At 42.7% G+C, this 12682-nt stretch carries 8 protein-coding genes and 1 pseudogene; 6 read left to right on the top strand and 3 right to left on the bottom strand.

From position 1 onward, the window contains the following. Nucleotides 1-53: 53 nt before the first annotated feature. Nucleotides 54-1340 carry an MFS transporter gene (locus tag OGY19_RS00425; RefSeq protein WP_048212961.1) on the top strand — a complete coding sequence of 429 codons (1287 nt, stop codon included), beginning with the start codon at nucleotides 54-56 and terminating at the stop codon, nucleotides 1338-1340. Between the two features lie 868 nt (nucleotides 1341-2208). Here the strand turns inward: OGY19_RS00425 and OGY19_RS00420 are convergent. Continuing rightward, on the bottom strand, nucleotides 2209-2667 hold the full coding sequence (locus OGY19_RS00420) for a GNAT family N-acetyltransferase (protein ID WP_048212960.1): 459 nt from the start codon (nucleotides 2665-2667) through the stop codon (nucleotides 2209-2211). 126 nt (nucleotides 2668-2793) lie between these two features. Here OGY19_RS00420 and pdxR point away from each other — a divergent pair, with 126 nt between their 5' ends. Beyond that, nucleotides 2794-4263, top strand: a complete 1470-nt coding sequence (pdxR, locus tag OGY19_RS00415; protein ID WP_115601618.1) for a MocR-like pyridoxine biosynthesis transcription factor PdxR — start codon at nucleotides 2794-2796, stop codon at nucleotides 4261-4263. Between the two features lie 228 nt (nucleotides 4264-4491). Further along, the gene (locus OGY19_RS00410) at nucleotides 4492-5217 is read left to right on the top strand and encodes a GNAT family N-acetyltransferase (protein ID WP_115601619.1); all 726 of its coding nucleotides are present in this window, start codon (nucleotides 4492-4494) and stop codon (nucleotides 5215-5217) included. Nucleotides 5218-5755: 538 nt separating this feature from the next. Here the strand turns inward: OGY19_RS00410 and leuE are convergent. Then, entirely contained in the window at nucleotides 5756-6400 is a 645-nt protein-coding gene (leuE, locus tag OGY19_RS00405) for a leucine efflux protein LeuE (RefSeq protein ID WP_181631215.1), read from the bottom strand. 297 nt (nucleotides 6401-6697) lie between these two features. Between leuE and OGY19_RS00400 the strand changes: the two genes are divergently transcribed. Further along, a complete protein-coding gene (locus tag OGY19_RS00400) occupies nucleotides 6698-7354 on the top strand; it encodes an alpha/beta fold hydrolase (protein ID WP_229837704.1) in 657 nt (218 codons plus the stop codon). Between the two features lie 149 nt (nucleotides 7355-7503). On the opposite strand, the pseudogene OGY19_RS00395 reads toward OGY19_RS00400, so the two are convergent. Next, nucleotides 7504-7645: pseudogene (locus tag OGY19_RS00395) on the bottom strand (arsenate reductase); the annotation flags it as partial. Between the two features lie 329 nt (nucleotides 7646-7974). Here OGY19_RS00395 and OGY19_RS00390 point away from each other — a divergent pair. Continuing rightward, complete coding sequence (locus tag OGY19_RS00390) at nucleotides 7975-10239, top strand: nSTAND3 domain-containing NTPase (protein ID WP_182944990.1); 2265 nt, start codon at nucleotides 7975-7977, stop codon at nucleotides 10237-10239. A 315-nt stretch (nucleotides 10240-10554) separates the two neighbouring features. Then, nucleotides 10555-12324, top strand: a complete 1770-nt coding sequence (locus OGY19_RS00385) for an ATP-dependent nuclease (RefSeq protein WP_016808123.1) — start codon at nucleotides 10555-10557, stop codon at nucleotides 12322-12324. Nucleotides 12325-12682 lie beyond the last annotated feature (358 nt).

The raw sequence follows: 12682 nt of genomic DNA, 5'->3' as shown, positions 1-12682 counted from the left end.
CTATCGCGACCATTTATGGCCGCGGTAGATCACTACACCCCAAGGACATCACAATGAACCTACAAACATCTTTACCTTCAGGTAAACCCAAGACCTGGAAAGCAAGATATACCGTCCTGACATTAATCTGGCTGGCATGGCTACTCTCGTTCCTCGACAGAATGGTCATGAGCGTTTCGTTGCCTTATATCGGCAAAGATTTAAATCTTGATACAACTCAACAAGGTTTAATTATTAGCGCCTTTTTCATTGGTTATGCCGCGTTCCAAATCCCCGGTGGTTTACTGGCGGATAAGTTTGGCTCACGTAAAATTATGGCTATTGGTATTGCCTGGTGGTCAGTTTTCACCAGCTTAACCGGTGCGGTATTAACGCTGCCGTTGATGCTGGCTGTTCGCTTCTTCTTCGGTATTGGCGAAGGGTGCTTCCCATCAGCTTCCTGGAAAATGATTTCCACCTATTTCCCTTCGAAAGAACGCGGTCGAGCTACAGCAATTCAGTCAACGGTAAATACCTTAGGCCCCGCACTGGCGGTGGTGGTCGCTGCAAGTATTATCGGGGCGTTTGGCTGGCACATGGTCTTTATTGTGCTGGGGATCCCGGGCCTGTTTATTGCTGCGGGTATCTACTTATTCACACGTGACAACCCGAAAGATCATCCTGCGATTACGCAACAGGATCTGGCCGATTTAGCCGCTGACGATCAGGGCGGCCTGCAAAATACGAGCGCTATCGCGTTTAAAGACGTGCTCAAGATGCCGGTGCTCTGGCAGATGGCCAGTATCTGGTTCTTGTTTGATATCACCTTCTGGGGGTTTTCAACCTGGTTGCCAAGCTACCTGATTACCGTGCGTGAATTCTCACTGGCGAAGACAGGGGTGATGGCGGCAATTCCGTTCCTGTTTGGCGCGGGTGGGACATTAATCGGCGGATATTGCTCAGATAAATTCAAACCGATGCGCAAGACGTTGTATGTCGTGACGTCGGTTATTGCGGCGGGCTTCCTGTATCTGACCTTCAGCGTCAGCAGCGCGGATATGGCGGTGGTTTATCAGTGTATCTCTGCGCTGTTTATGTTTTTTGCCATGGCGACATTTTGGGGCATTTTAATGGATACCATCCCCAGCAATATCATGGGGCGGGCTTCCGGTATTGTTAACTTTGGCGGTCAGATGGCGGGGGTGGTTTCTGCGCCGATTATTGGCTGGCTTATCCAAAGCAGCGGCGGAAGTTACAACAGTGCATTTATCTTTATGATCGCCGCACTGTTATGTTCCGCCGTGGTGACGTTGACCGTAAAAGGTTCGCATGCCGTAGGTGCAATACCCAGTAAAGCCTGATTAGTGTCAAACGCCTGTGGTTCTGCTGTTCCAGAGCCACAGGATTTACAGTTATGCTGTTAAATTAAACCTTTAATCGCTCTCTCTAAGAAAAACAATAGTAGTTTTTTTAAACTGCAAAAATAAGATGTCTTACTTTTTATTTCTCCCGGGTCGGGATAGGTGCGTATAACATTGTTATTAGGGTAACAATTTGTATAGGCGTCAAGGTGATTTAAAACTCTGGCTATTTTATATATCTCTTTGGTGGATGAACTACATTTAGAACAATTGCATTGTCACTCGATATTTTCAGGGTTAATTATTAATAATAAAACAGGAGACTATGACAAAGCCAGGGCTGCGTAAGTTGCTATTCCGGCACCCTGTTTTTCTCCTTTATGTGTGAAAGTAACGCGTTAATGTTGGGAAAACATCCCGCCTGGTTACACTATTATTTTACTACCCAGCGCCTCAAACATCTCCAGATCGCCAGTTAGCCAAATTGATATCACCCAAAAGTATGCGAAAGTATATTTACTGATATATTATCTCATGCCGCACCGATGCAACCCGGCGGCTTGTTTAGAGGTCGCTCCGGCAATATAGAGATGCAAAACAAGTGTAGGGACATTTTATGTGAAAATAAAACTCATGAGCAGTAGGATATGTGCAACGTTTTGAAAATTAATGTTTGTTTATTGATGGGAAGTTTAAAATATATGAATATATCACTTTTTAGCGTAGCGGGTATTTGGTCTCAGAAATCTGATGATTTCGGATTCTGCGGCTTTGCGAAACAGAGCCGCAGACGATGTGTTGAAAAATGAAGGTACAGTACGGGGGGATGTTTACATAGAACTACCCGATTAAATGGGTATTATTTATTTTACATACGGTACTCGATCATCCCACTCTTGCTGGCAACCCAGTCATAAAGGCGCTGACCGCGGAGGTTTGTTTCATGTGTGTGCCAGTATAATCTTGCCGCATGGCGCTTGCGGGCGTGTTTTTGAACATACTCGATAAGCTGCTTGCCGATGTGTTTGCCCCGGGTTTCTTCACTAACAAATAAGTCCTCCAGATAGCAATAATCAGACTCCGCCCAGGTTGAGCGGTGAAAGAGATAATGTACCAGACCGACAATTTTACCGTCAGATTTTGCGACAGCACAGAAAACAGGCTCCACAGGATTGAGAAAACGCCCCCAGGTTAATTGTGTGACCTTGTCTGAAATTTCAGTACGGTAAAAAATCTGGTAATTTATCCAAAGCGGTAGCCAGCCCGCGTAGTCTTGCTGGGTGACGGGTTCGATAGTAATCGGCGCAGTTGTGTTTTGGTTACTCATAGGTCTCCTGATAATTTTAGTCAGAGTGGTTTTCTATGGCGGTTATCCTAAATATTGCGTAAGCCACCGCAAAGAGACACTTTGCAAATATTTCCAGGATCCACTTTTAACGTAAGAGTGAGTGCAATGAAAAAAAATAGTGCACCTTTATTTCAGGAGCTTTTTTTAGAGCAAGGCGTTATTAAGGAACAGGTGTACCATGCGCTACGCAACGCAATCGTAGAAGGCCGTTTGCCGCCAGGGACAAAGATACCCTCAACCCGGGGACTGTCCGAGATGATGTCAATTTCACGGAACTCGGTAATTGCGGGTTATGACCGGCTGTTAGACGAAGGGTATATTCAGACGCGCAAAGGCGCTGGAACCTTTGTCACGCCAAGTCTTCCTGACCGCAGCATCAGCGGTCTCTATCCTGAATTACAGCAAGGGGATGAACTGCCTGTTGATGGGCAGCTAAATGCGGATATCGTATCCGTTCGTGGTTTATGGTCTGGCGATGTTGAAGGGCGTGAAATGAACCGTCTGTTTGCCGTCGGTGTGGGCTGTACCGATCTCTTTCCTCATTCATTATGGGGCAAGTTACTGGGACGAGTCTGGAGACAATCCCGGCATCAACTCGGCTCTCATACCAGCCCCTGCGGTTTTTATCCCTTACGGAAAGCAATTTGTCACTACGTGAAAACAACGCGAGGGGTTAACTGTAGTGAAGATCAGATAATTATCGTAAACGGTATTCAGCAGGCGTTAAATATTACTGCCCGGGCGTTGCTTACAAAAGGAAATGACGTTTGGCTGGACGACCCTGGTTATAAAGGTGCGCGCGGGGTATTTATGTCAACAGGGGCAATTGTGAGACCTGTGCCGGTGGATAGCGAAGGAATGAATGTTCAATACGGCATTGATCATTTCTCTCATGCGAAACTGGCCTATGTTGTTCCTTCCGATCAGTACCCGCTTAGCGGGACACTCAGTTTATCCCGACGACTTGAGCTACTGGAATGGGCTCGGGTTAACCGGGCATGGATATTTGAAGATGATTACAATAGTGAGTTTCGTTATGCCGCACGCTCTTTGCAAGCCTTGCAGGGATTAGATCAGCATCAGCGGGTAATATATTCAGGGACATTTTCAAAAATGATGTACCCAGAATTTCGTTTAGGTTTTTTAGTTGTTCCGCCAGGATTAAAAGAACAGTTTATCGTGACAAAATATTTTTCCGATATTGGCTCCAGTTATCTTGAGCAGGCGGTACTGGCGAGTTTTATTGAAGAAGGACATTACGCCAGCCATGTACGACGGGTTCGCAAGGCATGCTACGAGAGGCGAACGGCGTTGGTCAATGCTATTCAATGCTATCTTGCCGATAAAATGACCGTTCAGCCTTCTGATTCTGGGGTGCATATTGTCTGCTGGTTGCATGCCGGGTTGACCGGAGATGAGGTCGAACTGAAAGCCAGAATGCTGGGGTTGGGGATTCAATCGTTGAGTCATTATTATCATGGTGATATCTCCCGGCAGGGGATTATGATCGGTTTTGCGAATCACCCGCCAGAGGTTATTGTTGAGGGTATTCGTCGTCTTGCCCATGCCATGTAGCGTCGCTTTGATGCTGATAGCGATGGCACGTAATAATGTCAGTATTTCTTATTTCCACAACAGTGGCATGACCGGCATTTTTTAATTGCGGATAAGCAATACGGTGCTGATGTTCGGTATAGCATCGTCATGTGGATCTGTTAAAAACATCCATTGTGGTTCTTTTTACCCTGTCAGTTGTCTCTTACTCTGCAGTCATTTGACACTCTATTATGAGAGGTAAATAGCATGTCATCCATGTTTAATGAATTCCAGCAACCCGTTGGTTTAGCGTTACCTGACTGGCAAGGTGCGCGATTTCCTACGGCTCAGCAGATCACCGGTCGTTATTGCAAACTTGAGCGTATTAACGTCGAACGCCACGCAAAGACGCTTTATGACGCCTATTGCGATACGCCTGACTCTCGCGACTGGACCTATCTCGCGACAGGGCCATTCACGACCTTTGATTCTTTCTTAAGCTATTTAACGAAGATTGCGGCGCAGACCGACCCCATGCATTTTGCCGTAATCGATTTGGCCAGCATGCAGGCTGTCGGCACGCTGGCACTTATGCGCATTGATGCATCGAATGGTGTAATAGAAGTGGGTTGGGTGACCTATTCATCACGCATGAAACGTTCGCGGGTTTCAACGGAGGTCATGTCGCTGCTGTTAGACTATGTTTTTGAGGGGCTGGGGTATCGCCGCGTTGAATGGAAATGCGATACGCTTAATGCGCCTTCTCGTGCGGCAGCAACACGCTTTGGTTTTACCTTTGAAGGCATATTCCGGCAGGCCGTTGTTGTGCACCAGCGTAATCGGGACACCGCGTGGTATTCGATCATTGATAGTGAATACCCAGCGCTACGCGAAGCGTTCACTCTGTGGCTTGATGAGGGTAATTTTGATAGCAAAGGACAACAGATTAAGCGCCTGGCAACGCTGATAAACAATGAAAGCACGACGGCATAGGTGCCAATTTTCTCTGGATTTGGCTGGATGTTCTCGGTCTGTAACGGGCACAAAAAAGCCCGCAGGGCTTGTGCCGCGCGGGCTTTCAGGACTTCTACGGATGACTCTGGAATCATCTTCGAAGGATTTTGGTGGGCTGGCGTCCCTGTACTTTTAATCATAGTGTATTGATATTTAATGTTTTTGTTTAAATTAATTTCTTTATGGGTTCCAAAAAGGAACCATAAAGTAGAACCACAGTACCTCGCATGGTTCCAACATGCCTAGCGACTTCAAAATAACACCCTCTATAGGCATACTAAATGTAAGTGTGGCGGGATATTTAGCGTCTGATTACTGAGGGGGTCAATAAAAACTGCTCTATCTCAAATACTGTAGTGATCCATAAACTTGTCCGTTTGAGTAGATGGTGTACCTCGCCCGTTCAGGCACGGAGCGGCCAATCAGCAGAGTATTCATGTCTGCTATGAGCGAGGAGCTGACGTCCCGTCCCAGGAAGAACGTAAAAAAACCGCCTCACGGCGGTTTAACTATCCATTCAGGAAGTTGCGCTTGCGAGTCTTGCTGCAAATCCAATGAAGAACATCCCTACCAGCGCGTTTCCGATTGCAGAAAGACGTCGGTTGCCTTTAAGACGGCTAAGCAGATAAGAGCCACAGAAAACGAGAAAGCCGAAATAAACGAGAGTAATTGCGAACATTACTGCTGCCAGAATGATGAACGCCATCCAGGAGTGTTCAGCCTGAACATTGATGAACTGGGCGAAGAAAGAGATATAGAACAGCAGCGTCTTCGGATTCAATAGCGTAACCAACATTCCGCGTCCGATGATCCCCCCGGCATCAGCTGAAGATTTCTTTTCCTCACTCGTTTCGACAGCCGGCTTAAAGATAGCGCGTAATGTCTGGACACCGAGATAGAAAAGATAAGCAGCGCCTGCGTACTTGATGGCGTTAAACAAGGCTGGGGTTGAACTTATGACCGCCGCCAGCCCACACCATGCCAACAGAACCAGAATAACGTCGCTCAGCAGAATCGAAAATATTGCAGCGAAGCCCCGCTTTATGCCGCTGGTAATGCTCGTTTTAATCACGAACATTCTTTCAGGACCAGGCACAAGGACTATCAGCGTCGCACCAAGCAGGTACGTCCAGAAATTCACGACACCAAAATCAGCAAACATTTTCACTCCAGTTCATTCGTTTTCAACGAGGCTATTCTAACGTAGCCAGCGTTAATGAAAACACATCGCAGCTACTTTCTATTCAACCAACGTCGGCTTCTGGCACGCAGAGGACAAGATGCGTGACCATCATGTCTGCTACGAGCGAGAAGCGGACTTCAACGAGGTGGCAATGTATTCATGCTCCGCAATAGGCTATGTTTATCAATTCTGAAACCATAGCAATGGAGCCGCAGTCAAGAAATGAGCTTGCCGGATAACCTAGAGAACCTCCCTGTTGTACTCATTCCAGGATTTATGCTTGATGAAACATTATGGGACGATTTTATCGCTGCATTTCCCGATAGTAGACGCTTTATTCCTGTGAGCCTGAATGGGGGAACAACAATCCAGGATATTGCCGCCAACATAGCCCAGAAACTACCTGAGCGTTTTGTTCTGGCAGGTTTTTCGTTGGGTGGCTACGTAGCCAGAGCTATTTATGAAGCTTTTCCGGAACGGACAGCGGCTATGATTCTCATTGCTACCTCTCTCAGAGAAGATTCACCAGAGCAGAAAAAAACACGCATAGCGACTGCGGTTACTCATTCCTCCAGAGCATTCAGTGGACTGAGCACCATGGCAATTAGAAAGTCGCTTCACGCTGATCTTGCCGATAATACGCCCCTTATTGATAAAATCCGTGACATGGGAAAAAGGCTGGGAGCACATGCATTCAGTGTCCAGTCAGGGCTAAACCGTGAGCGAATAACGTTAAAACCAGTTTCATGCCCGACCTATGTCATTGCAGCTGAACATGACCGGCTGCGTTCAAAAGAGGAGGCAGAAGAACTGGCCAAGCTAACCGGCACCTGTGCTGTTTATATTGACGGCTGTGGGCATCTTATTCCTCTGGAGAAACCGTATGAATTGGCCCAACTCATGTACGTATGGCTCAATAAAAAAGACCTTTGAAACTGCGAACTAAGCACCTGGTCGCGTTTTTTTTAAATGTCCGCTCCTGGCATGGAGCGAACGAACGAATGCAACTGAATGTCTGCTGTGAGCGAAAACCGGACGCCCACATAGTGTAAACAGGCGTCCGATATTCTGAAGTGGGCAGATTACTTAACCCGCTTCCCCGTTTCGTCAATGACCTTCTCGCCATCCTCTTTGGTAAACGCTCCTTTCTGACCTTCCGTTAGAATATCCAGTACTATATTCTGAAGGGCGGCAAAGACGAGTGCCAAGCGGCGTAACGACTAATGCAGGTCTGCGGAGGTACAGAGTCATTCAATGCAGTGAACCAGTGACCTGTCCACCTTTGCGCGCGCTTGCTCCCCCGCCTCGCCTGCGCACATTACGACCCCATTTTTGTGCTCTTTCTGAAAGGCAGCAAAGCTGCGCCATATACGACGCGGCACAACTTTTAGTTACCTTGAAAAATTGTGCAATTTTGCGCAAAATCATGCACTAAATCACAATTTAATCCTTATGAACTCTATGAATATAACAATCTATCATCATTCCACTTTTTTTTGATTTTTCCACCATGTAACATTGCTTTCATTTTCAGCCACTTATTAAGAACTCCAATGACAAACTATGATTTTAGAGCACTCAATAATGAAGAGTTTGAAAGACTAGCTACGGACCTCTTAAGCAAGAGAGAAAATCTGCTTATTGAGCGTTTTAAATCAGGAAAAGATGGTGGGATTGATGGTCGTTTTTATCACTCTGGCGAAGTAATAATCCAAGTTAAACACTATGTTAAAACTGGTTATAGTGGATTATTAAGTAAACTTAAAAGCGAAGAAGTTGCAAAAGTTAAAAACTTAAAACCTAATCGATACATTTTCATCACAAGCGTTGGTTTATCCCCTGCTAATAAAAAAGAAATCTTCGATTTATTTAACCCTTACATTCTAAGCAATAATGACATCATTGGTCCTGAGCATCTCAATGATCTTTTAGCACTTTACCCCGAAACAGAACGGAACCATTACAAACTTTGGCTTTCCAGTACAAATTTTTTAATGAGTCTGCTAAATAATGCTGCAATTCAAAATAGTAACTTTCTGATTGAAGATGCGAGAAAAGAATCATACAAATTCATCGAAACCAAGCAATTACAAAAAGCTTTAGAGATTTTAGATGAAAACAAAGTTGTAATCATCACTGGTTTGCCTGGCGTTGGTAAAACCACTCTTGCAAAACAAGTGATGCTCATGCATTGTAATCGCGACTATGAAATTTACCACATTGAAGGATCAATTTCAGAAATAGAATCTATATATTTAAAAGAGAGAAAGCAATTTTTCTATTTTGATGATTTTCTCGGCGCTACTCTTTTAGAAATTTTCACTAGAAACTCTGATTCTAAAATCGTTCAGTTTATTAAAAAAATCATTACCGACAAAAACAAAAAGATGATTTTGACGTCAAGAACCAACATATTAAACAGAGCTAAAAATCTCAGTGAGATATTTAATATAGAAAAAATTGGAAAAAAAGAAATTGAGATAAATGTATCAGATCTTACTGATATAGAAAAGGCTGATATACTTTACAATCATGTTTGGCATAGTTCATTACCACAGGAGTACATTGACACTTTTTATGATAATCGTAATTATTGGAAAATAATACATCATCCAAACTTTAACCCACGACTTATATCGTTTATTACAGATAGCGACAGAATATCAGGAATCGACAGTTCGAATTTTTGGTCGTATATCGAAAATTCATTAGACAATCCAGAAATGATCTGGTCGCACTGTTTCAATAATCAAACACGTGAGGAAGTCATTGATCTAGTTTGCTTGGTTGTTTTTAATGCTAATAACATGGAAGAACGGGAGTGTAAAAATTCATTAAAGCGTGTTTTCAATATCAAATATAAAAATAACTTTCACTCCAAAGTAAATAAAATAGATGAATACATAAAAGAGTCAATAAAATCAACACTTAATAGAAGTCTGACACAGCTAAATAAAAATGTAATGATAAGATTGACACCATTCAACCCATCGGTGTCTGACTATATCATCAATCGCTATGCTACTGATGAAACCTCTCTTGCACTTTACTTTTCAGCCCTTAAGACAAATCAATCAATTAACACTTTATTCTCTTTGCACAGCAATAGGAAAATCAGTGCTGATGTATTTATTTCAGTGCTTGAGTCAGTACTCAATGCTGTTGATCTTAAATGCTTAAATGATTACTCAATTCATCTCCTTCATTCGATCATACATTCCAATCTAATCTCCACCAATAAAAATAGAATGGTGTACCCAAGCTTATTTTTAAACATTGAAGAAGAATATCTCACTTACGATTACGAAGTTGGGGAGTGCGTGTTATGGGCTGTAAAAAATGCTCCAAGTCTATTTTCAGATCAATTCATCTCTGACTTTATAAATTATGCCATGAGGTCTAGTTGGAGATATACCCTCAACCATGACGATTACCTCCCCTTAGCACACTTAATCAATCTTCGACCTGCAATAAAAGGAGAGGAAGTTACTCATGAACTAATGGAACATATCAAAGAATATTGGCATGAAAATTATGACGAACATTTATCTGGAACAGGGAAAATTCAATCATTAGATTATGACGAAAGATCTAAAGCTGATGACATTGCATATGACATGCTACATGATTTAATTAATGAATACGATTTGCCCTTTGAGGACAATGAAATTGAATATATGTATAGTAAAGTTGATGCGTCTACACACCTCTATGACTCTTACGATTATGATGAGGATGAAAGAGATCGCTTCCATAGCCACAGAGATGAAAAAGAACATAGCGAAAGCTATATAAACGATTTATTTCAAAAACATTAACTAATTTCATAACTCACCCTTTTGGCCACACATGAAAAATATTATTGCACAAATGCGCAGACCACCGGAGGCCAGCCTGACCTGCCCCTACGCTTAGTACGTTCCGAACTTAGCAATGTCCGCTCCTGGCACGAAGCGGACGTTCTGACTGAGCTGAAGGTCCTCAGTGAGCGAAAAACAGACGTTTTAACCGGGCTGTGATTCAGCTCATTGTATCCTTGGTCGCGAAGTTAGATTATCGATAAAGTTCAAGCAGAAACTATGATGAAACAACTGTTGGTTAGACCCAAATGAGATTAGAACAAGGATAATATAATGACAGTTCGATTGAATAAAGTATCAATAACTAACTTCAGGTCTTGCAAATACACCGAAGCTTTTCTAAGGCCATATACAGCATTGGTCGGCTATAATAACGCAGGTAAATCAAATATTATATTGGCTATAAAATGGCTCTTAGATGGCTCCCTACTAAGCGATGCTGATATGTACGACCCACAAAATCCAGTGCGAGTAGAGGGAGTCATTGAAGGGATTACTGATGATACCCTGACGTTACTTAGCGAAGAAAATCAGCAAAAAATTGCACCATTCATCATAGATAAAACTTTGAGGTTTGCAAGAAAGCAGGACAGAGAAGTTGTTGATGGTGATAAGTTAAAAGTCAAAAAAACACTTGAGGTTTTTGATGGTACCACATGGAAAAAAAATCCTGGTGGAATCGATGGCGCTATCTCGAATCTTTTCCCTGAACCAATTCATATTCCTGCGATGTCTGATGCTGTAGAAGATGCAACCAAAAATAAAGCCGGTACAACAATCGCGAAAATATTAGCTGCAATTGTTAGCGAAATAAAAAAAGAATATGAAGTAAAATTCTCTGAAAACATCTCGGAAATCGGTAAATATCTTGCTCATGATGGTTCTACTAGGTTAGATGGTTTGAACAAAATAGACAGTGGCGTTAGTCAGAAAGTAAATCAGTTTTTCCCCGATGTGAGTGTGAAACTACACTTTCCTACCCCCACTCTGGATGAAATATTCAAATCAGGAACCTTGAAAGTATTTGAAGAACGAGCTGGTTCCTCAATAATGCAAGACATCAGCCGATTCGGCCATGGTACGCAGCGTTCAATACAGATGGCTTTGATTCAATATTTAGCTGATATTAAGAAAAGAAGCGATGATACAAAAAAATCAAACACTCTTATTTTCATTGATGAACCAGAGTTATACTTACATCCATCTGCCATAAACTCTGTGAGAGAATCTCTGGTTGCTTTAAGCGATCTTGGATTCCAAGTCATCATCTCAACTCACTCGGCCAGCATGCTCTCAGCAAAACATGCCTGCAATGCTATACAGGTCTTTAAAAGTTCCGAAGGTACTATAGCCCGGAAAACCATTTCGGAAAAAATACAAGAATTATATGAGGCATCCTCACCACAACTTCACTCTGCATTTACCTTATCTAATTCATCATTTTTCTTATTTTCAGAAGAAGTTTTATTAGTCGAGGGCAAAACAGAAACGAATGTTTTATGCGCACTTTATAAAAAAATTAGAAACAATGAACTCAACCCTACCAAGACAAGTATTGTAGCTGTAGATGGCAAAGGCAGTCTTTTGAAAATGGCCAATGTTATCAATTCAATAGGTATAAGAACGCGAATCCTTGCCGATTGCGATTTTCTATCAATACTACTGACAACCTCTCATAATGAAGTATTAAGTAGTGAATGCGATGAATTACTCTCATCTTTAACCAATTTGTCTGATCCACAAAGCTTGCAACTTACTAACCCCATTATTTCTATAGACTCACTAAAAAGCAGTTCAAGCAAAGACTTTATAAAAATCTGTAATCATCATGAAGTAAAAGCCTCAATCAAAAAAATTCATGATAAATTAAAGAGTGATGGAATATATATTTGGAAGTCAGGGGATATTGAGCAAGTATACGGATTTGGAAAAAAACAAAGCGAATGGGATAATTTATTAGATTGCTTAAGCGATGATGAAAAAGAGGTCCGTGCCATTATTAAGAACTATGATGAAATGGAAGATTTTATCTTATGGATTTGACTCTTCCCCTGACTAAATAATACGTAGTCAGGGGATAAGATAAAAAATGTATTATCTCAATTGAGTACTATGATTAGTGTGAAACAACGTGTAACGTCCGCTCCTGGCACTAAGCAGAAGTTCCCGAACAACGTAAGCTGGCATATGCCCTCGTTCCTTCGTGGGGACTATCGATCTATTTGCAGGTGGTGTTTAAGCAATATCGCCAGCGGCGGGAGCTCACAGTGCATTCAATCAAGCTCACAAATCACACAGTCTTTACTTTTTTCAGATTCCCCAATGGCTTCGCGTCCTAGCCTCAACCAGATAAACCTGAGCTACTTTAGGGGTATATGCCTTTCTGAGCATAAAGGATACT

This window comes from Citrobacter sp. Cy070 (assembly GCF_030332245.1).
In the GTDB taxonomy this organism is placed as follows: Bacteria; Pseudomonadota; Gammaproteobacteria; order Enterobacterales; family Enterobacteriaceae; genus Citrobacter; species Citrobacter youngae.
Note: the sequence above shows the minus strand (reverse complement) of the source record. Positions and strands in the feature narration are given on the sequence as shown.